Origin of the sequence: Deinococcus misasensis DSM 22328 (genome assembly GCF_000745915.1) — a bacterium.
GTDB lineage: Bacteria > Deinococcota > Deinococci > Deinococcales > Deinococcaceae > Deinococcus_C > Deinococcus_C misasensis.
The window spans coordinates 70,363-97,194 of sequence record NZ_JQKG01000016.1 but is presented as its reverse complement, the minus strand read 5'-3'; the positions used below and the strand labels follow the sequence as shown (position 1 = coordinate 97,194).

The window sequence follows — 26,832 nt, the reverse complement described above, 5'->3', positions numbered from 1 at the left end:
CTGGCTTGGCGATGTTGTTTCAAAAACCATCAATTCACCTCTTCCAGCACCGGAGGCCCAGAAACCTGTGGTGAATTCATTTTTTGGCGTTTTGTTCTCGAAAGCAAAGCCGAACAGTGTGCTTTTTGCAGAGGGCTGACCGCTTTCTCAGTCGGCATACCAAGAGCAGGACTTTGCAGTGACCCTGCATCTGTCATGCTTTGTGTTCACTTCAGCAGCTTTTGCACCACCACGCCTGCAGGTTTCAACTTTCCTGTGGCATCGTACAGACCGTTTCCAGAGCGTCCTTCGTCATACAGAGAGGAGATCAGCCACGGGTTGTTCTTGGCGGCTTTCAGTTGCTTCTCAAGGTCTCTGGCTTGACGGTCTGCTGTGCTGAGTTTGAGCAAAGCAGAAGTGCTGCTCAGTTCCTGCACGGTCAGAACAGTGCCAGAAGCAGGGCTTTTCAACCATTGCCATTCGGCATGAGAGAGGGATTCCTCTGGAATGGCTTCATGCAGACCCACGGCTTTTTTGCTGAGGCCACGCACCAGAGACAGCAAATGTGCAAGCACATCTGGATGCCCTCCTGCCTGAACAGACAGCACAATCGCAGCCACATTCGGATGGCTGAGGCTCAGCTGCAACCCCTGCAAATCCCGACTGATTTGAGGAAGCAAGCTCAGGTCATTCACGTCAAAGCCTTCCAGCACAGAGAGCACCACCTTCAAGCCTGCTTTCTGAGCCGTGTCCAGTGCAGGGCCGAGTTCCTGCGTGACGGTCAGGGTGAGGGGATAAGGCACCCGGACCACCACGGCATTTACCCCGAGGTCTCTGGCTTTTTGCAGGTCCTCTGGTAGGGTGCGGGGGTTCAGTTGGGGCCAATCTGGGAAAGTCTCTGCGGAATTCAGGACCACCCCACGCAGGCCTTTCAACAGGGTTTCTTGCTTTTGGCTGAGTTGGGCTTCAAGCCGTTCTTCTTGGTCCTGTGTGACTTCCCAGAGGTGGATGCGCCAGTTTCCATCGTCCAGTTTCATCACCAGATCCTGCACCCGTCGGGCAATCCGCACCCCTGAAAGCCCTTCTTTGCCCTTCAAGCCCTGAGCATAGAGGTAGGTGTCTGTAAACGCCACTGTTGATCCATCTGGAGCGTAGAAATGCAGTTGCAGTTGATGGTCCCAATCCACAAAAAGGGTGTTTTTGGTCTGGGTGGAAAGCTTCACATCATGCAGGGCAGCAGACTGAAAGTAGGTTTTGATGCCCGTGGCATCCCCACTGAACATCGCATACGTCAATTCCTCGAAGGCCAGACGGTAATCGCTGGTCAGGTCATCCCGGACGCGAGGCTCCATGCTGCGTGGCAAGTTTGGAGGGTCTTTTTCCCACTCCAGCACTCCAATCTCTGCTTGCCTTTTCTGGATGATGTTGAGGGCTGTCGCCTGACTGGAGGCCACCTGTGCTCTGGCAAAGAAATCCCCGACCAACCTGAGCCCCAGAATTCCGAGCACCAAAAGGACCGGCACAATGAGGCCCAGCAAAACCACACGCACACGCGGAGACATCATGGGACGACCTCCACCCGGCCCTCAGGCAGACTTTCTTGTACCTCAAAGCTTTTCTCCAGACCTGCCACCGACACCCGAATGAGCATGGTGCCCTGCGGCAACAGAGGGAGTTCCATCCTCAAGAAGCCGTTTTGCAGCACAGTGCGGATCTCTTGCAAGACGGTGCCAGAGCTGCTGAGCATTTCGATCAAGACAGGGGTTCCATCGTCCAGCAGGGCACCCAGAGGGGTGAGCAGGGGTCCCACCCTCAGGACCTTCTGCTCAGACAGGGTGATGTTTCCCAGCACTTTGATTTGTACGGCTTCCAGCTTCACAGCTCTGGACTTCAGGTGATCGGTGGTGATTTGAAACTGGTAAAAGCCGGGTTTGAGGGTGGGCAGCAAATTCAGAGGCATCTCACCCATCACCGATGGCTGGGTGCTGAAAAAACGCCAGCCTTCACCAGAGCCGCGCACATGAACGGCGGTTCCGTCCAGAATGGGGTTTCCTTCCGGATCCATCAAACCCAGAGCTTGCAGTCTCCAGACCGTCTGGGTGCCCAGAGCCGCCCGGTTCACGGGGTTGGTCAGGGTGCCTGTGCGTGTGAAGCCGGGTTGCAGGTCCACCACTGCGCTTTCAGTGCGGGCTTGCAGGGCAACAGCCGACACTTGCATCTTTCCGGTTTTTCCTCCGTTGGGCTCTGGCAAATACCCCCATGCCAGCAGGTGTTTGACCTTCAAGGTGGTTTTCCAGCGCGCTCCGTTGGGTTTCTCGGTCTGGATCTGGACGGGCACATCCGCGACATTCAGGTCCCGATCCAGAGGGTGCACCACCACCGCTGGAGGTCGGTCTCCCACCACCCTTGCTGCTCTGGCCCCCACATTCAAACTGAGGGGCGTGATGGGCTTCCCAGCAGCTCTGGAGGTCTGGCCTTTGAAGCGTTTTCCCCCTGCTTCAATCAGGTAAGGCAGCAAGCCAGCACGCACATACGGAATGTTCAGGTCAGCAGCACCCTCAAGCTGGAAGGTTTTCACCAGAGGCCCCGCAGGGGTAGACAGGGTGACTTGCACCTGGACAGGTTGCTCTGGGTTTGCAAATCGGAAAACCACATTTTTTTTGTCCCAGAGGACTTGATGCTCTGGAAGTGAAGTCAGGACCACGGCCTTTTCTTTGGGGCGCAGTTTCCACACCACCAGAAGCAGCAAGGGCAAGATCAAGAACAACCCCCACCAGAGTCTTCTCAAGTCTTTTCTCAAGCGTTGCCTCATGGGCCATCCTCACGGTAAAAGGCATTCAGGTAAACGCTGTAGGGGCCGTTTTCACGGTACAGGGGTGCTTTAATGCTGTCCTTGATTTTTTCGGTCTGGATGGGTTTGCTGCGAACAATGCGGTACCCTTCAGGCAGGGCGGCTGGAAGGGCCATCTCGCGTTTTTCCCTCGGGGGGACGGCTTCCATCAGGTACTCCCGGCTGACCCACTTCACCCCGTTTTGGTCCCGCAAGGCCAGCAGGACCTGTGGAACGGTGGCCTCCATGGTGCCCACATTCACCACCTGAACCTTCAGGGTGTCTCCTTCCATGCGGGTCCACGCCCCGAGGCTGCGGGTCAGGTCGTGGGCGGTCACCAGACCCAGCATCGACACCTCAAACGAATCCACTTCAGCAAGGTCAGGTGGTGTGGCAGTGGCAGTGAAATTCACCCGAAAAGCCGTGACTTCGCCGGGAAGCAGTTTGTGCAGCACCTCATCTTCGCTGTTGTTGCGCACGATTTCGGTGCCGGCTTTGTCCCTGAGGATGCCCGTCACGGTCAGATCGGCAGGTCTGGCATCGATGTTCTGGATTTCACCCACAATCGCCAGAGTGGGAATGCCATCATGCAGGTACTCCACCAGACGGGCGTTGAGCAACTGCAACCTCGGGTGGTCCAGCACATCCCGCGTGTCGGTGGCATCCACGGTCAAGCGCCTCTGGGAGCGGTAATAATCCACGTCCGGCTGTGGAAAGAACCGTTCTTCGCTGCGCACCTTGAGCACCTTTGCAGCCTTGATGCGCCAACCCTGAGGGGTTTTGACCATTTCGTGCTGCAATTCTTCACGAAGCTCTCCAAAAGTGGTCAGCCAGACCAGTTTGACTTTGACTGCTGCCACGGTATCACTCTGGAAAATCACCTCTGGGACAATCGAATCCAGTTTGGCGTATCCTGTTCGCATTCCCCCCTGCACACTGAAATCCAGTTTCCAGCGGTCCAGCGTCAGACCGCCCTGAGGGGCCAGCAGCTTGAACGCCTCGTCGTAACGCCGGAAATCGAGGTGGTCCCAGTACTGGAGCACCGTGCTCTGGGGGGTGTTCAAGGGCCGCAAACTGAGGGCTGCCCTCACCGCAATCACCGAGAACAGCCCGAGCAGCACGCCAGTGGTCAGCAAACGCAACACCAGTGTCAGACGGGTCGGATTGAACCTGAAACGCTTGCGGGGTGGAGGTGCAGGTTCTGCCTCCATGGAGTCTTCTTTCAAGAGGGGCTTGAACAGTCTGAGGGCATGAGGCCACTGCACTGGAGGAACCAGCACCATCAAGAGGGCGGTCACAAAAGCCAGAGGAGGCAGCACCCCCCAGATCAGCCGTTGCCACACCGGAAGCACTTTGCGGGGCAAGCGCTCTGGAAGCGGAGGAATCCCTTCACGTTCCCAGACCACAATGCCGTTCTCAAGTCGGTTCAGGCGTTGCCATCCACTGAAATACAGCAGCGGATCGTAAAAACCATCGTTGCTGAAAATGAACTTCAGGTTGTACTTCTCGGGGGTGGTCAGAAACTGGGTGAGGCTGCCGATGCCCGGAACCCCGGTGAATTTGGCCCCTTCCAGACGCTCCACTGGGGTGGTGGTCAGTTCTGGAAGCCGCCTTGCGCTGTGGTAATTGCCATCCGGGGTGGTGGCCCGTGTGTTGGCCGAAAGCCACGCCATCTGGTCCCCAAACCCGAGGGTCAGGTAACGGTAACGCCAGTGCTGGTCTTTCTCGATGAAGCGCACAATCGGTTCGATGTCGATGGGCTCGGGCTGGAATTTGCGGTAATGGGAGAAGTTCGAAATCCCAATGGAGGCCAGCGTCCAGACGATCACCAGCAGGGCCAACGACCCGTAACGCACCCGCCTGCCGAGGTAAGCATCCATGGCTCTGGCCACCCCTCCGGTGACCACGCTGTGCAAAAACGCTCCCACGAAAGGCAGGATCAGAATGGTGGCCCAGAAGGTGAATCGGTCCAGGGTCAGGATGTCAAACGCCCCACGCAAGAGCATCTTGGGCAAAGGGGTGGTGCCTCCAGTGCCCAGCAAGGTCAGCAGCAAAAGACTCGCCAGAATCGGCCAGAGTTTGCCTTTGCCCCGGTAAATGGCGTAAGGCATCAACCACAGGCTGCTGAACCACGGCATCACCCAGAACATGAAACCAAAATCGGTGCGCTGCAGGAAATTGGCCCGGCTTCCGTGCGGAATCGGCACCTGCGCGATGGGATCGGCGCGGCTCCAGAGCCAGTAAGGCAACACCACCATCACCAGCATGAACACCGCCAGCCCAGCGAACAGAAATCCGCGGTAAATCCTCGGGAGCATCCGGTACAGTCTGCGTTTGATGGACGGAATCAGGGTGGTCCCGAGGGGTTCGTTGGGCCTCGGGAGGGGGAGGGCTTCCAACCAGAGCATCACCACCACCGGGGCCACAAAGAACACACTGCCGAACAGGGTGGTGACGTGGTGCCCTGCTGTTGTTGCTGCTGTAAACGCGGTGGCTTTCCAGAGGTAGCCGTGCCGTCCGGTCCTGATCCATGCAGCCACAAAGGGAATGGCGTTCAGCAGAAAAGAAAGGGAAAGGGTGGTGGGCAGTTGTCCGAACAGGTGCACCGTCTGCGTGATCGATGAAGCCACAATGGTGGCCAGTGCCGCATATCCGGCTGCACGCCAGCCCAGAATCAAGCCTGTAAACCGGAAAATGCCCAGAATGAACATTTCCAGAGCAAAAATCTGGGTGATCGCAAAAGCAGTCTTCAGGCCCACCAGTTTGCTGAGCAGGGCAATCAGCATGTGGGAAAGCGGTGGGTAAGACACCATCGAAAAGCCGGTGTACCAGCGTTCTTCCCACGGATCAAACCATGAGCGTGAATAGTGTGCCCCAAAAAAGATGTGAATCAGGGCATCATAGGTGCGGTTGAACGATCCGGCCAGCAACTGGCTTCCATGGTACAAAAGCGTGACCAGCAAAGCGGCCCCGAGCATGACCAGAGCGGATCGGGGCATGTCTTCAGGAATGCGCAGGTGGGCAAGCCATTTGTGCATTTCAGGAAAACCCTTCAGGAATCCGGGCCTTCCAGAGGCCTCAACCAGTGGGCTTCGATGGCATCGCGAATGGCCTGTTCCTGCCATTGCATGCTGATTTGAAAAGCAGCCGTGGCATCCACAGGGCCCGGGTTCACTTCAATCCAGTGGCCGTGTTCTCGGGGCAAGCCTGTCTGGAAAAGCACACACCGTGCACCCGATGGAACCTCTGCACCGCTTTGCACCTGATGGAGAGAGATGTTCATTTCCAGCAGCAGCCCTTCCAGAGGGGCAAAAAATTCGCCATCTCCCAGAAAGTAAGCCTCTCTGGTGAGCGCCGACAGGGGCAACTCCAGCATGAAGTGGGTGCCTTCATTGAGGGTGCTCTGGAAGCCCAATTTCCCATGCATGCTTTCAGCGAGGGTCTTGCTGAGGGCCAGTCCGATGCCTGTTCCCTGCACCTCTTCACGCAGGTTCCCAAAACGCTCGAAGGGGGTGAACACCCTGGGCTGGTCCTCTGGGGCAATGCCGATTCCAGAATCTTTCACGCCGATCCGCACGATGTTGTGCCACAACCGGGCATACACCTCAATGGTGCCCCCTTCGCGGTTGTACTTGATGGCGTTGGACAGCAGGTTCAGCAGGATTTGACGCAGGCGGTCTGGATCTGCTTGCACCGCAGGCAGAGGATCCAGATGGATTTTCCAGACCAGTTTTTTGTCCTGACCCTGTTCCTGCATCAGGTCGATGGCATCCTGAATCAGGTTTTGCACTTTGAACGATTGCAAATTGAGGTTCAGCTTTCCGGCTTCAATGCGCGAAAGGTCCAGAATGTCGTCGATCAGGGTGAGCAGGTGGCTTCCGGCTTTCAGGATGCGTTCGATGCCTCTGGCCTGATGGGCCTCCACCCCTTTCATTTTCAGGATTTGTGCGGAGGCCAGAATGGCATTCATGGGGGTGCGCAGTTCGTGGCTCATGCGAGACAAAAAGCGGCTTTTGGCGAGGCTGGCCCGTTCGGCCTGCTCGGTGGCCTGCAGAAGCAATTCCTGCTGGGCGAGTTGTTCACGGATGTCCCGGAGCACCAGCACCACCCCGAGCACCGTTCCCTGATTGACCACCGGGCGCATCCGCAAGTCAAAAGGAATCAAAGTCCCACGAATGGACCGCAGTTGCACCTGCAAGGCACTGTTGGTGGATTGGTTTTGCAGCCCTTGCAGGATCAAATGGTGCACCATCTGTCGGTTGTCGGGGTGCAGAATGCCCATCAAGTGATCCACACTCTCCTCGATGAAGGTATTGGGATCGTAGCCCAAAAGGGAGCGCACATTGGCACTGATGATGCGGATGTGCATTTTTCCGGCCTCTCCTGCCAGATTGACCAGAATGTCCGGTGTGGAGGACACGGTGGCATCCAGCCAGTGGTGGTAACGCTGCATCCGTTCGTTTTGCTGGACTTTCTCGGTGATGTCACGGATCTGGGTCAAGAATCCGGTCACCTGACCGTCCAGTTTGACCGGTGCAATCAGCCTTTCCAGGGTGCGACCATCCTGCAGGGGAATTTCTTCTGAGCCTTGGCTTTCCGTGGAATGGTACAGCTCAAGGGTGTGCTGCATGAATTGCTCAGCGTTGCGGGTCAGGGGGGCCAGCTTCTGCTCGAAGCGCTCAAGGGCATCCTGACCCACCAGAGCACTGGAAGGCACCTCGCAGCCCATCACATCGCACATGCTCTGGTTGACCAGTTTGATGTGGTGGTTCTCATCTTCGTACATCAAACCCGAGGGCAATTCCCTGAACAGGGTGTTCAGGGTCTGGTTCTGTTCTTGCAGCAGGTTTTGCTGTTCCAGACGGTGCAGGGTGTTGGCCACTGCCTGACCGTACAACTTCAGGGCATTTTCGGTTTGCACCGTCCAGTTGCGGGGCTTCTGCACTGCAGAAAACCCGAGGTAACCCACCAGTTTGTGCTGCATGATCATGGGAAACATCATCACCGACTGAACTTTGACCTGAATCCGCACCTCTTCAGGAATTTGCTCGTGTGGATTGATGTTGGACAGGGACAGGGTTTTGCCATCTTGCATCTGGTCCAGCCACCATTTGAAGGGTGCCGGGTCCAGTTTTTGCCTCTGGGGCTTCTGGGGTTCGATGCCCGGAGCGCACCATTCATGGGTGTTGCTGATGGTGCCGTCCTGCAACATGAAAATGTAGGCCCGGTCCACGTGGGTGATCATGCCGAGCCCGGCCAGTCCTTGCTCGATCAGGTGGTCCACCTGCTCTGGGGTGGCCTGAATCAGGCGGGTGGAGATGTCAGCGACCACCGAATGGATGAACAGGGTTTCTTGCAGTTCCCCTTCAATGGCCCGTTCGTTGCGGATGTCTTCCACCCAGATTTCATGGTGGGTCTCCCTGCAACGCACGGTGATCCGCACCGCCACAGGTGGCCCCGAGTGGTAAGACCAGTAATCTTCCTGTTGCTGGCAGGGGAGGGGTTTTTGAAGGTTGAGCACCCCGGTGCTGAGGAAAGCTGGGTCCAGCACTTCATGTGCTGCAAGCCCAAGCATGTTTTGCAGGGCAGGATTGCAAGACACCACCTGTCCTTGCTGGACGGCCATGAAACCAAACGGTGAATCATGCAGGGCCAGAGGGAAAGGGGTGTCTTCAGGCATGGGCAGCTTTCAGGAACGGTCCCGGTCTGGTTTGAAGCGGTATCCCACGCCCCACACGGTCTGAATCCAGCTGGCATCGCCCATCTTGCGCCGCAAATCTGCGATTTTGACGTCCACGCTGCGCACCAGAGCGTCGCTTTCTTCGCTCCAGACTTTCTCGAAGAGTTCTTCTCTGGAAAAAGCTTTTCCGGGACTGCGTGCAAGGGTGATCAGCAGGTCAAATTCCAGCCTTGACAGTTCAATGGCCTTGTTCTGGTGGTACACCGAACGTTCGGACACATCGATCTGGTAAGGACCACGTTGCATCACTTCTGAGCGACCCGAGCGGCGCAACAGGGCCTTGATGCGCAGCAGCAATTCGGTCACGTCGTAGGGTTTGGTCAGGTAATCGTCAATCCCGCTTTTGAATCCAGCAATGCGGTCGCCTTGATGGGCCAAGGAAGTGAGCATCAAGATGGGGATGTCCGGTTTCAGGCGGCGTGCGGTCTCTGTGAAATCCATGCCGCTCATGCCGGGTAACATCACATCCACAACCACCAGATCCACCTGCGGGAGGTGGCGCAAACCTTCTTCGGCGGTGCGGGTGGCGACCACTTGATGTCCATCAAATTCCAGCACCTCGGTGATCACTTCACGGCTGGGGGGATCGTCTTCAATCACCAGAATATGTGCCATATTGGTACCAATTATAAAACGCCAACCTTTCAAGCATCTTAAGTGGCCTGCTCTGGACCCGAACCCTTTGATGTAAGGGAATTCCCTGATTCGAGCAACAGTCTGGTGCAGGATCACGCAAGAGGTGGTGTTTTTGGTTGCCTCTCGTGAATTTCACAAGCGTGAAATTCACGAGGACTTGCGAAAACATTCCATCCAGCAAGTCACGAATTGGCCAGCATGTTTGCAGTGGCGCTAATTGCTCTGGGGATGTGCCCCGCGAATGTGCACCAGCAAATCCACCAGATCCGGGTCAAACAGCACCCCTGCCTGAGATTGCAGGTATTCCAGAGCTTCCTTTTCGGTCCAAGCCTTGTTGTAAGGTCGGTCGCTGGTCAGGGCATGAAACACATCTGCAATGGCTGCAATGCGCCCAACCAGAGGGATTTGTTCGCCCTTCAGACCGTTGGGATATCCACTGCCATTCCAGCGTTCGTGGTGCGTGAGGGCCACCACTGCAGCCACATCGAACACCTCGCTTTTCAGGTGACGCAGCATCTGTGCCCCGATCATGGCGTGTTCCTTGACCACTTTGAACTCATCGTCGGTCAGTTTGTCCGGCTTGGTGAGGATCTGCTCTGGGATGGCAATTTTCCCGATGTCGTGCAGCATCACCGCTTCACGCAGGTTCTGGGCATCGTGCACATTCAGGCCTGCCAGCAAACCCAGCACTTCGCTCAGTTGACCCACCCGACTGGAGGGCTTGCCCGAGGTGTGGGTGCGGGATTCTGCCAGTCCAGCCAGCAATTCGAAAGAGCTGCGCAAGGTGTCCCGCAGGGCTCGGGTGCGTTCGGTGACCAGCAATTCCAGTTGCTCCTGATGCTCCTGTAAGCTCTGGTGGATGAAGTGGGCTTCCAGCAACACCCCGATCCGCAAAAGCACTTCCAGCGTGTCGATGGGCTTGTACAGGAAATCATGCACGCCGTTCTGCAGGGCTTGGTATTTCACTTCGCTGCGGTGGTCTGCCGTGACCATCAGGATGCGGGGAATGCGGTCCAGCTCCATGGTCCGCACCTCCCGCGCAAACTCGATGCCGGTGCACTCGGGCATCAGGTGGTCCAGCAAAATCAAGTCAATGGGTTGTTTTTTCAGCACTTCACGGGCTTCGCTGACCCGTGTGCATCGGTAGACCTGTTCATAGCCCGAGAGGTCCAGCAGCTCTGCAAGCACTTCCACGTTGGTGACCAGATCGTCCAGAATCAGGATTCTGGCCTGGGGATAAGGACAGTCATTGGCAAAGGGCATTTCTGAATTCATGACTCACCTCTGGGGACAGCAACATGCCTCAGCCTGTCATGGAAGTGTTCAGCATTTGTGACCTTGAGGGTCATTCTACCTGAACTGGACTTCCAGACGGTTGAACATCACCGACATGGGGCGGGTGTCTTGCTGGGCAAAAAACTCGGGTTGACCGTTGAACTTCTTGACCTGAAACTCCAGGGCGTTCTTGCCGATGGTTCCGGGCAATTCCAGTGTGAAACTCAGGGTGCTTCCGGCTTTCAGGCCCGTGAAGCTTTTGATCGGCTGGTTGTTGAACAGCACCGTCAAATCCTGATCGTTCAGGGGATTGTAGAGGTCCACGGTCAGGACGGCAGGTTTGCTGTCTGCCTGCCAGAAGCTGACCCCCGATTTCGGGCCCAGAGCCCAGCGTCTGGCCCCGCCTTCCACGCCACTGAAGCCCGAGATTTCCACACGGCTGATGCGGCCGTTTTTGGCGACATCCACCTTGTTCTGGGCAGGCACCAGCAACTGGGCCACTTCTGCAGGGCCATCGCACAACTGGCTGCTTTGGACTTGCAGGTTTGCCCCGGCGCTGACCGGTTCCACACTGACCCCTGTGGAGCCCGCTGGAACGGGCACGTTCAGGTCGTAATTCTCCCCTTCAACGGGAACGGGCACCTCCAGGGTTTGTGGCCCTTGGGGGCTTTGGAAAGTGACTTTCACACGGTTGCTGCCAGACAGGTTGATGGTGGCGTTCCAGTAATCGGTGATGGACAGGTCTGCTGGATATTGGGCTTGTGCAGCAGCCAACGTTTGTTTGGGTTTGTCGCACTTGCCCAGAATCAAGGGGGCCACCGTGCGAATCCAGTCCTGAGGCAGGTCGGCCTGATCCACATTCAACAGGAAGGCCTCCCAGAGTTGCCACACCATGGCTTTGGGTGGGTTTTGCTGGTAGGCCGGGTTCCTGAGGTAATCTTCCATGGGGAGCCACGGACCACGACCTGCCTGAGCGGTGTTCAGGAATTCCTTCTGCAGGTTGGCAGCCAGCCCGTAGTCGAATGGCCACATGCGGCCTCCAGCACTGGCACTGGACCCCACCAGCACCAACTCGGGTGCACTGTCTCCAAGCAGGCTGTTTGCACTGGAGGTTTTCACCAGATCGTAAGGAATGAACTTCTCTTTGGGGTATTTCTGGCGGTCCTGTTCAGAAACGCGTTTCAGAAGGCTGGAATCAAAATAATCGCTTTCAGGTGCAGCCTTCAGGTCAAATTTGGTTTCCTGCACAGCCTGCACCTCTGGCAGGTTTTTCAGCACATCGGTGATGGTTTTGGCGGCAATCAGGGCCCCTCTGGAAGACCAGTGGTGGTCCAACTTCTGGTACACCGGATACTGGGCCTCCAGAGGGTCTTTCTGACCTTCCTGCATGGCTTTCAGCAGGTCTGGTGCATTCACCCCGAGCCCTTGCAGGCTGCTCAGGTTCCGTTCGTAGCGGTTTTTGATCACAGGAGGCAGGGCAAACGGGGCTGGCAGTTCTTTCTCGTAGAGGCGGATTTTGGCGGGCACCAGAGCGGTCACCACCGGAATGCCTTTTTGCTTGAACAGGCTGGAAATCACACCGATGGTTTCCAGCTTTTGCTGGCTGACATCAGCTGCCTCTTGCTGGAAATCTCCAAACTCTGCAATGTGAAACAGCCAGCCGTTTTGCCCAAGCACCACCCCGGTTTTCTGGGCTTCCTGAAAATTGGATTGGGCATGGGCAGCAGTCAGGGAAAGGGTCAACAACAAAAACATTTTTTTCATGGGATGCACCTCTGGCAGGACGGGAAAAGGTGGAGGTTATTGCTGGATGCTGTTCTGCACCCACAGCACGCTGCTTTTGAACACGAACAGGCTGTAAGCGGTGTTGGCCTGCAGTTGGGTTTCGGGGGTGGCACCAACCAATTTGCTCTGGAAAGCCCCGAGGCTGGCTTTCACCGGATTGACACTCAGCATGTCGTAACCCCAGGCAGGCAGGCTGTTCATCAGGGTGAGGGAGCCGTCTGCAGTTTTGATGCTGCTTTTTTCTGCAGTCAGGTTGTACACATGGATGCGGGCTTTGCTCATGTTATGGCTGGTCTTGTCGGTGAAGATTTTCAGGTCATCCCCAATGATGGCCAGCGTGTAGTAACGCCCGGCTTCCATGTTGAGGGTCTCTTTGAGGGTTTTGTTCCCCACCTTGACGCTCAGGGTCTGGTTGCCTTTTTGAAACACCCGGTAAGGGCTGACTTCGTTGGTTTTCACGCTCAGGGCAGCGATCTCAGGCAGTGTGGCCGTGATGGTGCCAGAGGTCGCATTGACCACCCGCAAGAGGGCAGCATCGGCAGACACCTGAGGGGCATAAAGTGCAGCAGGAGCGGCATGGGCGACAGGGGCAATCATGGCAAGAATCAGAAGTATTTTTTTCATGTTGGTTTTCCTTTCAGGGGCGGGCAACGCCCGGAGATTTTTCGTCGAGGGGCAGGTACAGGAAGCGTTCACTGAATTCCCAGATCAAGACCTCGGGGTAAGGCTCGGGGTTTTTCAGGTAGGTGCGCAGGCTGCCATCAAAACCGCTGCCTTCACGGGCAAGGTTGATGATTTTGGTGCTGCTGGCCTGCTGCAAACGGCCATAGAAGTTGGCCCTCAGGGAGTAACTGCTGCCAGTGAGCACCACGCCGGGTGTGGGATCACCCAGCAAGCCAGCATTCAGCGATTCTTCGGCAAGGGTTTCTTCGTCTTGCTGCATGTCTCCCTTGGGGCGCATCCCTGCAGGGGCGTGCTGCAGAGACATCAAGCCGATCAGGTCGCCGGGCCTTTCGTACAGGTTGGCTTTCAGGGTGGTGTTGAAACGGGTCTCGGGCAAATCGGGAAACAGGGTGCGCAGTTTTGCACCTGCAGCATCGGCGACCACTTTTGCCCCGAGTGGGTTGTAGTGCGTGTCCGAGAGGTAGTACAGGGGTTCCTTGCTGGACTCTTTGGCTTCCAGCAGAGGGGTCAGGGCATCAATGGTTTGCACCCCTGCCTGATGCAGCAGGTTTTGCACTTCCTGATATCCGTCTTGCAGGTATCCTGTGGGCAACAGGGCTGGCAGGTGCTCTGGATAAATCCGTGCTTTGGTGGGCACAATCAGAACCACCAGCGTGGTGCCCTGTGCTTTCAGTTGTTCTTTCACTTTTGCAATGGCCTGCACATGTTGCTGGTAATGCTGGACTTTTTCACTCTGGGGACGCAGTTCCTGGGTCAGGTAAATCCAGCCGTTTTGCCCGAGGCGCACCTGATCGTCATGACCACGCAAAGTGACAAAACGGGATGCGGCTGCCACCTCCACCAGTTTGGATTTTTGAGGAAAAAGTTCGGAAAACGTGCGGGACAGGGCAGCACCAGAGGGGCTTTTCTGGATGGTCTTCGGCAAGGTGAACCCCGAGGCCACCAGTCCACAGGCCATCATTGCAGTAAATGCGTAAGTCAATCCTTTCATCCATTTCACCTCTCAGAAGCGGAAGTACAGGAAGGGCGTAAAATCCTGCACCCCCACCATCAACATGGCCTGCACAAACACCAGCAAAAGTCCGAACTGCGCCACACCCTGCCAGACTTTTGAGCCTCCGGTCCCTGCCATTTGGCGATTGAACCACGGACCAGTGAACACCACCACAGTGGCGATCAAAAGGGTCAGCACCCGCTCTGGGGTCACCGACAGGGCCACCGCAGGACTGAAAGCCACACCATGGACACCCACCAGACCTGCAAACATCCCCAGAGCCTGCGTAACGGTGTCTGAACGGAAGAACAGGCGGCTCATCATGATCAAGAGCAAGGTTTTGGGCAGGGCATAAAAGACGGGTGGAGCAGGCAGGTTGAATTTGTCTTTCAGGAAGCGTTCAAGGGTGAGGAAAAAGCCGTTCCATGCCCCCCAGATCACGAAAGTCCAGTTGGCCCCGTGCCAGAGTCCGCCGATGGTCATGGTGAGCATCAGGTTCAGGTAGGTGCGCCCCTGACCTTTGCGGTTGCCACCCAAAGAAAAGTAAAGGTAGTTCTTCAGGAAGTTGGACAGGCTGAGGTGCCAGCGTTGCCAGAATTCGGTGACACTTCGGGCCAGATACGGGTGGTTGAAGTTCTCGGGGTAACGGAATCCCATCATGCGGGCGACCCCAATGGCCATGTCGCTGTAACCGCTGAAGTCGAAGTAAAGCTGGATGGTGTAAGCGAACATGCCCACCCAACTGTCCAGCACCGTGGGATTGGGCTGGCTGAAGCTGGCTTGCACCAGTGGCCCGAGCGGATCGGCAAGCAGCACTTTTTTGCTGAACCCCACCACAAACCGGGTGATGCCTGCCTGATAATCCTCAAAAGTGGGTTGGGGCAATTTGGTGAACAGGGCATGGTACTTTTTGTAATGCAGGATGGGTCCGTTCATCACATGCATGAAGGCCCCGAGGTGCGCACTCACCGACCAGAAGGTGCCTCTGGGTCCATCTTTGCGGTACACATCCACCATGTAAGAAATCGAGTTGAACACGTAAAAACTCAGGCCCAGAGGAAGCAAGAGTTGCACGGAAGCCATCTCGGGCAGGTTCAGGCGGGTCAGGAGGGCATTGAAGGTCTCAATGCCGAAGTTCAGGTACTTGAACACCCCGAGGGCGAGCAGGTTGATCACCACACCAACAGTCAAAATGGTTTTGGCGTTGTTTTTGTCTGTTTTGCTGACCCATTCTCCGGTCAGGTGGGCCACCAGACTGACCCCCAACAGGACCAACAGGAAGCGCACATCCCACAAAGCATAAAAGCCCCAGCTGACCAGCATCAAGAGCACCAGTCGGTGCCTCTGGGGGGTCAGGTGGTAAGCCCCGAGCATCAAGGGCAAGAAACAAAACACAAACAACCAGCTGCTGAATGGCATGGGGGGTCCTCCGACTTGAAGATATGCAAGAGGTTCTCACACAATTTTCTGGGGTTCAGTTGGACTTCAGCTTGTCTAAATTTGAAGCAGGAGGCTTTGCAGGACAAAGTTTTTGCCACCAGAGATGCTCTGGTAAGGGTGTGAAAGAGTTCTGTAAGATTTTACAACTTCAGGTTTGGATCGGATTTTGAAAAAACCTTGTCCTGAAAGGTGTTTTTTGTGGTTTCTGGTGAAAAAATACAGATTGTAAGGAGAATCCCTTAGGGATGTGCGGTCACAGTTTGGCCACACTTCTGTGCAAAAATCAAAAGAATACCCTCAATGTGTGTAAAGAGAAACACAGTCCAAGACGTGCAAAATGGATGATGCACCTCGGCTTACAGATTTCCGTGAGGTCATGATTGCTGAACAATTTCTCTCTACACTCCATGTGGAGGGCGAAACGATGAAAGGCATTCCCATGGATGTACGCAGCCTGCAAATCCCGGTGGGTTGGATGAGCCTCACCGGAGGCAACGTGACCCATGCGAGTGCCTCTCTTTTGAGTTGGCTCGGATGTGCAGATGTTCTGAACCTCAAAGACCTGCAAACCGATGTCTTCGATCCCCATCAACCCCGCACAGAACCATTCACAGACCGGTGGCAGTACGGGAACCAATCTCCTGTTTACATGCACATCACACCCATCTGGCATGCAGACCATATGGAGTTGTGGATTGAAAATGCTGGACAGCAAAATCAAGAAAAGCAGCAACTGGAACGCGAACTGCAGCACCTCTTGAGACTGAATGCCATGGTTGCCGACATCAGCACCCGCATGCTGCTGGCGCATCCTGAAACGTCCTGCACAGCCATCCAGTATGGTCTGGAGCAACTCGGGACACTTCTCGATGCCAGTCGGGCATACATCTTTTTGTTTGACGACCAGGACACCCTCAACAAAACCTTTGTGTGGCGTGCCAAAGGCATGGAAAACGAAAAGTGGGTGCAGCAGGTCAACATTCAACCTTTCCCGGTCTGGCTGAAAACCCTGCAGGAAGGTCAACTGATCATGGTGCCGGACGTGCATGATCTGCCTGCAAACATGCGTTCTGAACAACAGGTGTTGCTGGATCTGGAAATCCATTCGGTGATGCTGATTCCTTTGAGGCAACACCAGCAAACCTTGGGTTTTCTGGGCTTTGATCGCCTCAGGGAGCCCAAAGACTGGTCAGAGCAATCCATCTCGGCATTGCAGATGTTTGGACAGGCTGTGACACACAACATCCACCGTCGGGAACAACATCTGCTGGTGCAAAAATACACGCACACCCTAGACACCCTGATCCAGAATCTGCCTGTGGGCATTCTTTATGAAGACGACACCCGCCATGTCAAAGTCACCAATCAGGCCATGATGGACATGTTCGGCATGCCTTTTCCTCCAGCGGCCCTGATTGGCACCGATTGTGTGGAAGGGGCCAAGCAATCTGCGCAGTACATGCAAAGTCCCGAGGCATTCTTGAAGCGCATCGAAAAAATCGTTTCAGATGAACAAACGGTGCTGCAAGAACCTGTGGTGTTTCAGGATGGACGGACCCTTGAACGGTCTTTTGTGCCTGTGCGCTCTAACGACCAGTTGACGGGATACCTCTGGCTGTATCAGGACATCACCCCACGTTTGCAACAGGAAAAAGCCCTCAAAGAGTACCACCACATGTTGGAAAGCCTGTTTGCAGCCTCTCCTGACATGATTGTGACCTGGGCATTGCAGGACGGTGAACTTTACACCCAGCTGATCAGCCCCAGTGTGAACCGCATTGCAGGCCACAACGCACAGGAACTTGGGAAGTTGCCGTACAGCAAGGTGCTGCAGATGGTGCACCCCGAGGATCAAGCTCTGGCCGCTTCCCGAATGCAAGACCTGCTGGATGGAACCGCTGAACAACACCAGCACCGCATGCGCTTTCTGGACCACACTGGCGAATACCTGCCCGCCGAGGTGCACAGCCGTCCCATTGAAGGTCAGGATGGCAAAGTGCATGGGGTGGTGAGCATTCTGCGGGACATCCGCATGCAACTGGATCAGGAAAACCAGCTGCTTTTGGCCACCGAAAGGGCTGAAAACGCCAATGCTGCCAAAAGCCGTTTTCTTTCCCGCATGAGCCATGAACTGCGAACCCCCCTCAATGCCATTCTGGCTTCGGCTCAAATGCTGCAGATGCGAGGCTTGGAAAAGCCTCAGGAACGAGGGGTTGGGCGCATTCTGAATGCAGGCCGTCACCTGCTCAGCCTGATCGATGACATTCTGGACCTCTCACGCATCGAAACTGGCAATCTGAACATCACTTTGCAGGATGTGTACCCCTACAGTGTGATGGAGGAGGCTCTGGACATGGTGCGCCAGCAGGCAGAAGTCCACCAGATCCAGCTTGAGATGGAGTTGTCAGAGTTGCCCAGGGTCCGCACCGATCAGGCCCGCCTGAGGCAAATTCTGGTGAACCTGCTCACCAATGCCATCAAATACAACCATGCTGGAGGTCGGGTCAAGCTTTATCCCGAGCGTTTCTCTGGTTTTCTGCGCCTGCATGTGCAGGACACGGGCATTGGCATTTCAGATGAGCACAAGCAAAGGGTGTTCATGCCCTTTGAGCGTTTTGGCAGCATGACCGAATCTGCACAGGGCACTGGAATTGGTCTGGCCCTCAGTCGGACTCTGGCGGAACACCTGCATGCACGCATGGGCTTTGAGAGCACATTGCACGAAGGTTCTGATTTTTACATTGACCTGCCCCTTGCTGAGCAATTCGACACCGTCTGGGTGCTTGCTTGTCCTGAGTTCTGTGAATACCTGCATCGCAACCTGCCCGATCTGCCTGTAAAATGGCAGAGTTGTGCTCCCAAGGACCTTCCAGAGCTGGCGCCTTTTGTTTTGAACCCGGAAGCCTTGCCCGGTCCATCCCATTGGATGTCAGATGTTCCAGAAGAATTGGGGGCATTGAAGCGTCAGTTGGCAGAGCGCTGGAACTTGTTCTGAGATCCTGTCCTGAACCTGTTTTGCTTACACATGACCCTTGTTGACAGTGGGGTCACAAAAAGGCCACAAATGGGTGATAAACCTGACGCATGGAGCTACCCCACTTTGAGAGTTTGGCAGCTTTACCCTCCCACCTGTTGACCCGTTCACAGTTGAAAGCTCTGGGCTGGACCACCCAGGGATTGACCCGGGTGGCCACAGTGTTGTCTTTTGGCAAAGCGATCCCGGTTTACGATGCTTCTGACTTGCTGAAAGATCTGCCAGAAACACGACGGGTGGCTTTGCCTCAGTGAGGTTTTGATTTCCACTTCATGCCATCAAGTCACCGTGCTTTGCAGCAACCTGTCAGAAAAGGGTTTTTCGCGGGGCTTGCGTGGAGTGTCTAAAGTGGTGTTGCATCCCTCTGGATGCATGTAGAATGGGGGTGCATGCCACAAGACGACCTCCCCACCCGCACCGATCCCCCCACCGTTCGTGAGCTTGCCCGAAAAGCCGGGGTGTCGATTGCCACGGTTTCCAGAGCGCTCAACAACACCTCTGGCATCTCTCCAGAAACCCGAGAACATGTGCTGAACACTGCATTGGAAATGGGCTATGACCTGTCCCGGTTGCGCCAGCAGCCCATCCGTCGGATTGGTTTCTTCCTGGAGCGTGATCACCACAATGCCAGCAGTCTGGTGGCCAACCCTTTTTATTACCCTGTTTTCATGGGTGTCGAGGAGGCCTGCCGCAAGGCCAAACTGGCCATGTCTTATTGTTCCTTTGCGCTGGATGAATCGATTCAAGACATCATCGATTTGCATGCTCTGGATGCCATTGTTTGTGCAGGATACTGCCCAGAGCATGTGCTGGAAGCCTTCCGCAAAAGCGGAAAACCCACGGTGCTGATTGACCATCAGGCAGAGGGTCTGTTCAGTGTGATGATTGACAACCAGACCTGGGCTTACCGGGCCACCCAGCACTTGCTGGCCCTCGGGCGCAGGAATCTGGCGTTCATCAAAGGGCCAGACCACCCCAGCATTCTGGAGCGTCTGCAGGGGTTCAAAGATGCCCTTGCTGACAGCGGTGTGGCGCTCAGGGAAGGGTTTGTGGTGACCCGTCGTCCTCCAGAGGCAGAGCAGGGTGCTTACACCGCCATGCAGCACCTCTTGACCCTGAAAGACCGTCCAGATGGGGTTTTTGCTTACAACGATGCCTCGGCACTTTATGCGATTGAAGCCTGTCTGGATGCAGGCTTGCGCATTCCCGAAGACATTGCTGTGGTGGGTTTTGATGACATTCAAGCTGCCGCAGACCACAATCCTTCCCTGAGTACGGTGCACATTGATCCGGCACAGATGGGGCGTGAAGGGGTGCAATTGCTCCTTTCTGGAGCGGGTGGCCCAGTGGTTCGGGTGGGGGGTAGACTGGTGATTCGCCAGAGCACCCGGATCCGTCCCATGGATCGCCGTTGAATTTTGTTACGTAACAAAAGAAACAATTGTGTCACAAGCAAAAACCAGTCTCCCAAGGCTGGTTTTTCGCATTTTCCCTCAAAAGCGATCGGGATTTTCCCCATGGATTTCTGTTCAGATTATTTCAGATTTTTGCTGTTCTGAAAGCATAAACTCTGGATGAAGGGAAGATGAAATGGCTTTTTGGAGGCGCTTGACATCCAGAGTTTGTTTATGTAACAATCATTTCATCTAAGAAACAAGAAAGTGTGTTACGAAAAGGGTCTGAATTGTGCTGTGCCTTGCAGCACGGTTGGCCTCACAGTCCGCCCCATGCAACGCCCCTTCCTCTGGAATCCACCAGAGAGTTTTTTGACGCCCCAGGAGGAACATGATGAAACGGTTCAAACACCACCATTTTGCGCTCACTGCACTAGGCGCCCTTGCGCTTACGGCATGCAGCCAAACCCCGAGCAGCCTGACCACAACGGATCAAGCTGTGAAAGGTCAGGCCGCAGCAGGCTTCTATGTTTCAAACGGCAAACTGGTGGATCCCAACGGTGTGCCTTTCCTTTTCCAGGGCATCAACTACCCCTTCTCCTGGTATGACAGCAGCAAGCGCCCCACCAGCAATGATTTCGCTGCCATGCGCGCCAAAGGGGCCAACAATGTTCGCATCGTGCTGAGCAGCGGCTGCCGTGGATGGCACAAGAGCTCTGCTGCAGAAGTCAGCAGCCTGATCAACATGGCCAAAGCCAACAAGATGGTGGCCGTGCTGGAAGTCCACGACACCACCGGCTACGGTGAAGACGGCGGGGCCTGCACCCTCGACAATGCCGCCAACTACTGGCTGGAAGTCAAGAGCGCTCTGGTCGGACAGGAAGCCTACGCCATCGTCAACATCGGCAACGAGCCCTGGGGCAACAACAACCCCGGAGGCTGGATTGGGGCCACCAAGTCTGCCATCCAGAAACTGCGCAGCAACGGCATCAAAAACACCCTCATGATTGACGGACCCAACTGGGGACAGGACTGGTCCAACACCATGAAGAACAATGCCCGCGACGTGTGGAACAGCGACGTGGACAAAAACATGATCTTCTCGATCCACATGTACGGCTCCTACAAAGACTCGGGTTCCGCAAACGGTTACATCGACTCTTTCGTGAGTCAGGGGCTTCCTCTGGTTGTCGGCGAATTTGCCAACTATCAAGGTGGAAACAACATCGATGCCTACGCCATCATGAGCGCCAGCAGAAAAGTCAACGGCTACATTGGCTGGTCCTGGTCTGGCAACGGTGGTGGAGACATCCCCCTCGACATGGTCAACAACTTCGATGCCAACAGCCCAACCCCATGGGGCAACATCATCTTCAATGACCTGCGCACCTCCAAGGTGGCCACCCACCTTGACACCGTGACCCCACCCCCACCCCCCCCACCCACCGGCGGCATCACCAAAACCGGTGAACGCTGTGGCGAATGGGACAAAATTCAAGTTGGGCCATACATCTACGTCAACAACACCTGGGGCAGCTACAAAACCACCGGCTGGAAGCAGTGCTTGCAGATTGGCACCAACAGCGCTGGCCAGACCGTGTACGGCTGGAACTGGAACTGGCCCGGCTGGGACAAAACCGTGTACTCCTACCCCGAGATCATCTACGGATACAAGCCCTGGGACAACATGACCTCCACCGACCCCCGTTTCCCCATGAAGGTCAATGGCATGCCCAATGTGCAAATGACCTGGGATGTGACCGCCACCCGCACCGGCCACTACGATTTCGCACCTGAAATCTGGCTCACCAACGTTCCCGGTGATGGCCCCGCCAAACTGGCCAACATCACCACCGAAATCATGATCTGGCTGGATTACGATGCTGCGGCTGCACCTTCCGACACCCGATGGGGCACCGCCACCATCGACGGCGTGAACTACGACATCTACACCATGAACATCACCGCCAGCGGAGCCAGCTGGAAGTTCATTGCCTACAAAGGCCCAGCTGGACGCAACTCTGGCACCCTGAACGTGGACAAATTCGTTAAAGATGCAGTGGCCCAGGGTCTTGCCAACGGCGAACACTACATGAGCGGCATCGAGTTCGGCGACGAGTCCTCTGGTGGCACTGGAGACGTGTGGGTCAACAAATTTGAAGTGAAGGTGAACACCACCCCCACCAACAATGCCCCCACGGTGTCCCTCACCGCCCCCACCGAAGGTCAGAACTTCGCTGCTGGAACCACCGTGAATGTGGCTGCCAATGCCTCTGACTCTGATGGGACCGTCACCAAAGTGGACTTCTACGTGGACAACGTCCTGAAGCTCTCTGACACCACTGCCCCTTACACCTATGCTGCCACTGGCCTGACCACTGGAGCACACAGCATCAAGGCCACCGCCACCGACAACGGTGGACTGAGCAGCAGTGTCACCCGCAACATCACCGTGGGCACCGTCAATACCCCACCCACCCTGAGCGTTTCCAGCCCCACTGAAGGCCAGAGCTTTACCGCTGGCAGCACGGTCAACGTGGCCGCCACTGCCACCGACAGCGATGGGGTCGCCAAAGTGGAATTCTATGTAGACAATGTCCTGAAGCTCTCTGACACCGTTGCCCCTTACGCTTACAGTGCTGCTGGCCTCACCGCTGGAGCCCACAGTGTGCGTGTGGTCGCCACCGACACCAAGGGTGCAGCCACCACCGTCACCCGCAACTTCAGCCTCGGCACCACCCCTCCTCCCACGGGAGCCTGCAAAGTGGTGTACACCAAGCAGAACGACTGGGGCACCGGAGCCACCGTCAACCTGGACATCACCAACACCGGAACCACCGCGGTCAGCAACTGGACCTTCGGCTGGAGCTTCGCTGGCACCGAGAAAGTGCGTGACCTCTGGAACGGCACCTTCACCCAGACCGGCCAGAGCGTGAGCGTCAAACCTGCCAGCTGGAACGGCACCATCAACCCTGGTCAGACCATTCAAGTGGGTTACAACGTGGATTACACGGGCACCCTGAACGCCCCTGCCACCTTCACCCTCAACGGTCAAGCCTGCAGCAAGTGACCTCCCATGATTCCCGGACCAAGATCTCCATTCCCGCTGGTCCGGGAATTTTTTTGAAAGGAACATGCCTGTGAAACCGCGTAAACTTTCCTCTCTGGTGTTGATCTCGCTCTCCTTGCTGACCTTCACAGCCTGTGGAACCACCCAGATTGCAGCACCTGCCTCACTCAGCAAGCAAGTCACCTCTTACCAAGAGACCCTGACGGTGGTCCAACAATGGCAGGGTGGATTTCAGGCCAACATCGGCTTCAAGAACACGGGCACCAGCCCCATCAGCAGTTTCACCCTGAAAGTCAAGAAGCCCGCTGGATTCAGCATCCTGGACGGTTGGAACGCCACCCTCAGCGGACCTGACGCACAAGGGTACTACACCTTCACTTCCCCTTCCTGGCTTTCTCCCATTGCGGTGGGTGCCAGTTACAGCATCGGGTTCAACGGCTCTGGAACCTTTGGTGCAACCGAAGTGAGCCTTGCCACCGTCAACGGTCAACCCGTGGGTGGAACCCCCACCGACACGGTGGCTCCCACCGTGCCCGGCACGCCCACGGCAACCAACATCAACACCAACAGTGCCACCCTGAGCTGGCCTGCCTCCACCGACAATGTGGGTGTGACCCGTTATGAAATCATGCTGGGCACCACCGTGCTGGCCAGCAGCACCACCAACAGCGTGAACCTCACAGGATTGGATGCAGGGGTGGGTTACTCCCTGAGAATTCGCGCCAGAGATGCTGCAGGAAACGTGTCTGTCCTGAGCAATGCAGTCAGCTTCATCACCAAAGTGCCGACCGACACCCTTGCACCCACAGCACCTACAGCTGTGACGGTGGCCAGCATCACCAGTGTCAGTGCTGGACTGCGCTGGACTGCTTCGGTGGACAATGTGGGCGTGGCCTCATACGAAGTGCTGAATGGCACCACCGTGCTGGCGACCAGCACCACCAACAGCGTAACGGTTTCTGGGTTGCGTGCAGCCACTGCTTACTCCCTGCGTGTGCGGGCCAAAGATGCAGCTGGAAATGTTTCTGCCCTGAGCACGGCGGTCAATTTCACCACCTCGGGCGCACCCCTCGACACCACCCCTCCCACCGTCAGCCTGAGTGGAAGTGCCACCAGCATCACCACGGCCAGCACCCTCAACCTGACCGCCACCGCCGCCGACAACGTGGGCGTGACCAGAGTGGAGTTCTACAGGGGCACCAGTCTGCTCAGCACCGACACGACTGCCCCTTACAACGCCAGCCTGAGCATCACCAGTGCCCTGAACGGCACCCACACGTTCACTGCAGTGGCTTATGACGCCGCAGGCAACAAAACCACCTCCAGCGCTGTGAACGTCAGTGTCAACATTTCCACAGGTGGAGAAACCCCTCCCGGTCAGAAAGACGCCATCGACCGCTACTTCCCCATTGGCACTTCTGTCGATGAAATGAAACGCATCGCCACCAACCTGCCCAAATCCGAAGTCAAGAAAACCCTCTACAAAGAGATCGACGAGCACTGGACCTTCATCAGCCAGATGCTGCAACAACCCGACAAGAAGAAAGTGTACGCCCTGTTCCTCGGGTTTGCCACCCGAGAGTCCACACTCAATGCAGGGGTGGAAACCGCTCAGGAAGAAGGCTTTGGGGTCAACCCTGCCCACGCTTACGGTCCATTCCAGACCGCAGTGACCGCCTTCTGGGGCGTGAACCCCCTGTTCGTTCCCGAGAACGACGTGCCTGAGCTGTACCAGTACCAGTTTCTCCCCGAGAACTTCTACGACATCTACATCTCCAACCACATGGGGGTCCGCAAGCTGGTGCACTTCATCCGTCAGGCCCAGACGTACGGCCTCTCGGGCAAGGAGATGGTGCGCAACGCCCTCAAAGGCTTCAACACCGGATGGGCCAACCCCGAGAACAACCCCGGTTACTACGCTGCCTACCCCGACGAGATTGCCGCGATGGGCCGCTGGTACTACCAGACCGACCACTTCTACGACGATGTGTTCACCTGGACCAACAACCCCAACGTGAACCGCACCAACCCCTGGGATTGGTGGTGAACCACAGGCAGGACAGGGCTTGAAGCAAGCTCTGGGGACCATGCACAGTCTTTTTGAAATTCAGTATTGTATCGCAACCCCGCTCTGCGGGGTTGCTTTTTTCATCACCCCATGTGCATCAAAATTGGGTATTTTAAATGCATGCTTCAAAAAATCATGTTGTTTCTGGTTTGTTTGATTGGTCTGGCCCATGCCCAGAGTGACTCCCAGCCTGCTTTCATCACCGAGGTGTTCCAGAAATCTGGTGTTTGGAACATCAAAGCCGATTACATTGTCATCCGTGAAACAGACAATGTGCAGGGCTTTGAAATCATCAACCAGAATCCTTTGATTCGCACTTTCAAAATCACCCCCAAAACCCGCATCAAGTTGTTGAAAAGCGCAGGAGAGTACTTCAATGCCACCGTGCAGCAGCTGATTCAAGGACGCAAAGGCAAAGATTTTGGTTGGATGTTCGATGTGTACACCCCTTTTTACCTGAAGGTCAACGACAAGGACCGCACCGTCATCGAAATGACCCAGATGTACCTGCCCTGAGTGCAGATCAAAAAGAACCGCATCAAAAAGGAGGAACCATGACAGGTTCCTCCTTTTTGATGCGGTCGGATTACAGGTTCAGGGTGACGCGGCAGGGGTTGTCCTGGCTCTGGCCATTGACGGTCAGGGTGGCATCTCCCGAGAGGGAACCGTACTGCGCATTCTGGTATTGCTCTTGCAACTGGCAGGTGAGGTTCACTGCGCCCAGCGTGACCTGCAAGCGAATGGTTTGTCCGAGCCACACCAGACGGTATTGCCAGTCCGGGGGCAGTTTCTCGGGGTTGCTGTTGGCGGTCAGGGTGGCTTTGCCAGACCAACCGTCTTTTTCCTGCTTGTCGAAATTCAGGCGGTAGGTCAGGCCGAACATCTCAAGGGTCCAGTTTCCCCCCTGATAGGGTTGCTTCTTGGCTGAAGTGAGCCAGGCCGGTGGGGTGGTGCTGCCCAGTTGGGAGAGGTCGCCCTTCCCGAGGGTCAGGATGCATAGGGTTTGCCCGACCATCACTTTGCCGATCACGGTTTTGTCCGGGGTGTACCCGTTGTTGGTGAAGGAGAACAGGCAGACGTTGGCATTGGGGTCATTGTCTCTGCCAATTTGCATGGCCAGTGTGTTGGGGTACTGGGGATGGTTGGGTGGAAAATACTGAAACTCCACAGGTGCATTGGTGACCCCTGTGGCCTGCCCAACAGCATTGTTGCCATTGACGGTGTTGATCTGCAAGTTCCATTTGGCGGAAGGTTCGCCCAGTTGAGGACGGATCACGAGGTTCCAGTCCTGTCCAGCTTTCATTTCAATGGGCCATCCCAGTGCGTCAGGGGTGGGTTTGCGCACAAAGTTGGTGGTGTTGGGTGCCTCTGGGGTCACGTAGCAGGGCTGGTTGAGGGGTTGGGCCGGGGTGATGTTGCCCCGGGGCAGGCGAGCAAGGTAGGCTTCCCCTTTGAGGGTTCCAGTGTTTTTGCCGTCTTTGACCACACAAACCATGCGCTGGTATGCATAAGAGCCCATCAGGTTGGAGCTTCCTGGGGGAAGCTGAACCATGAACAGGGCCACCGTGCTGCCCAGAGTGATCTGGTCTTTCAAACCCAAATCGGAGACAAAGGTTTTGATGTCGTTGTTTTTGCTGTCCTCTGGGAGCAGCATCAGGGCAGCGGCGTCGCTGTTGGGAAACAGACCAGAGGCGTTGCCATACATTTCACGGTTTTTGAGTTTTCCGGCTTCGGAGAGGGTGACGGTCCAGTTGCCCACCCCCTCTGGAAAGCGCACCTGATAAGAGGTGGCTTGCAAAGTCAGGGGCCACTTGACCTGCTGGGCTTGAGCGAAGGGAAAGGCCATGCTGGAAACCAGACAGAGTCCAAAAAAAGCAGATTTTGTTCGAGTCATCCAGAGCAT

Annotated in this window: 17 protein-coding genes; 6 read left to right on the top strand and 11 right to left on the bottom strand. The window is 56.0% G+C overall.

The features are described from left to right. Positions 1-206: 206 nt before the first annotated feature. The 10 genes from Q371_RS12430 to Q371_RS12385 form a co-directional block, all read right to left on the bottom strand. Positions 207-1,544, bottom strand: a complete 1,338-nt coding sequence (locus Q371_RS12430) for a hypothetical protein (RefSeq protein WP_034341016.1) — start codon at positions 1,542-1,544, stop codon at positions 207-209. Further along, positions 1,541-2,791, bottom strand: a complete 1,251-nt coding sequence (locus Q371_RS12425) for a hypothetical protein (protein ID WP_034341013.1) — start codon at positions 2,789-2,791, stop codon at positions 1,541-1,543. The genes Q371_RS12430 and Q371_RS12425 overlap by 4 nt, the downstream gene beginning before the upstream one ends. Continuing rightward, positions 2,788-5,847 (bottom strand): hypothetical protein, encoded by a 3,060-nt coding sequence (locus Q371_RS12420; RefSeq protein ID WP_051964206.1) that lies wholly within the window; start codon positions 5,845-5,847, stop codon positions 2,788-2,790. The genes Q371_RS12425 and Q371_RS12420 overlap by 4 nt, the downstream gene beginning before the upstream one ends. Positions 5,848-5,861: 14 nt before the next feature. Next, on the bottom strand, positions 5,862-8,489 hold the full coding sequence (locus Q371_RS25725) for a sensor histidine kinase (RefSeq protein ID WP_051964204.1): 2,628 nt from the start codon (positions 8,487-8,489) through the stop codon (positions 5,862-5,864). A gap of 9 nt (positions 8,490-8,498) precedes the next feature. Further along, on the bottom strand, positions 8,499-9,164 hold the full coding sequence (locus Q371_RS12410; RefSeq protein WP_034341011.1) for a response regulator transcription factor: 666 nt from the start codon (positions 9,162-9,164) through the stop codon (positions 8,499-8,501). 234 nt (positions 9,165-9,398) lie between these two features. Beyond that, positions 9,399-10,460, bottom strand: a complete 1,062-nt coding sequence (locus Q371_RS12405; RefSeq protein WP_051964200.1) for an HD domain-containing phosphohydrolase — start codon at positions 10,458-10,460, stop codon at positions 9,399-9,401. Between the two features lie 75 nt (positions 10,461-10,535). Continuing rightward, a complete protein-coding gene (locus tag Q371_RS12400) occupies positions 10,536-12,224 on the bottom strand; it encodes an alginate O-acetyltransferase AlgX-related protein (protein ID WP_034341009.1) in 1,689 nt (562 codons plus the stop codon). 36 nt (positions 12,225-12,260) lie between these two features. After that, a complete protein-coding gene (locus tag Q371_RS12395) occupies positions 12,261-12,869 on the bottom strand; it encodes an alginate O-acetyltransferase AlgF (protein ID WP_034341006.1) in 609 nt (202 codons plus the stop codon). Positions 12,870-12,882: 13 nt separating this feature from the next. Then, positions 12,883-13,920: an alginate O-acetyltransferase AlgX-related protein gene (locus tag Q371_RS12390; protein WP_084571404.1), complete on the bottom strand. Its 1,038-nt coding sequence runs from the start codon at positions 13,918-13,920 to the stop codon at positions 12,883-12,885. Between the two features lie 12 nt (positions 13,921-13,932). Then, positions 13,933-15,342, bottom strand: coding sequence for an MBOAT family O-acyltransferase (locus Q371_RS12385; RefSeq protein ID WP_034341002.1), 1,410 nt, complete (start codon positions 15,340-15,342; stop codon positions 13,933-13,935). Between the two features lie 445 nt (positions 15,343-15,787). Between Q371_RS12385 and Q371_RS25720 the strand changes: the two genes are divergently transcribed. The 6 genes from Q371_RS25720 to Q371_RS12345 all read left to right on the top strand — a co-directional run bounded on the left by Q371_RS25720 (position 15,788) and on the right by Q371_RS12345 (position 25,445). Continuing rightward, complete coding sequence (locus Q371_RS25720; RefSeq protein WP_051964199.1) at positions 15,788-18,358, top strand: ATP-binding protein; 2,571 nt, start codon at positions 15,788-15,790, stop codon at positions 18,356-18,358. 137 nt (positions 18,359-18,495) lie between these two features. Continuing rightward, positions 18,496-18,651, top strand: coding sequence for a hypothetical protein (locus tag Q371_RS12370; protein ID WP_157442688.1), 156 nt, complete (start codon positions 18,496-18,498; stop codon positions 18,649-18,651). A gap of 135 nt (positions 18,652-18,786) precedes the next feature. Then, positions 18,787-19,812, top strand: coding sequence for a LacI family DNA-binding transcriptional regulator (locus tag Q371_RS12365; RefSeq protein ID WP_051964197.1), 1,026 nt, complete (start codon positions 18,787-18,789; stop codon positions 19,810-19,812). Positions 19,813-20,182: 370 nt separating this feature from the next. Further along, the gene (locus Q371_RS25715; protein WP_051964194.1) at positions 20,183-22,861 is read left to right on the top strand and encodes an Ig-like domain-containing protein; all 2,679 of its coding nucleotides are present in this window, start codon (positions 20,183-20,185) and stop codon (positions 22,859-22,861) included. Positions 22,862-22,931: 70 nt separating this feature from the next. Beyond that, positions 22,932-24,908: a fibronectin type III domain-containing protein gene (locus Q371_RS25710; protein ID WP_169743837.1), complete on the top strand. Its 1,977-nt coding sequence runs from the start codon at positions 22,932-22,934 to the stop codon at positions 24,906-24,908. A gap of 156 nt (positions 24,909-25,064) precedes the next feature. Beyond that, a complete protein-coding gene (locus Q371_RS12345) occupies positions 25,065-25,445 on the top strand; it encodes a hypothetical protein (protein ID WP_211253838.1) in 381 nt (126 codons plus the stop codon). A 70-nt stretch (positions 25,446-25,515) separates the two neighbouring features. On the opposite strand, the gene Q371_RS12340 is transcribed toward Q371_RS12345, so the two are convergent. Beyond that, positions 25,516-26,823: a hypothetical protein gene (locus Q371_RS12340; RefSeq protein WP_157442687.1), complete on the bottom strand. Its 1,308-nt coding sequence runs from the start codon at positions 26,821-26,823 to the stop codon at positions 25,516-25,518. Positions 26,824-26,832 lie beyond the last annotated feature (9 nt).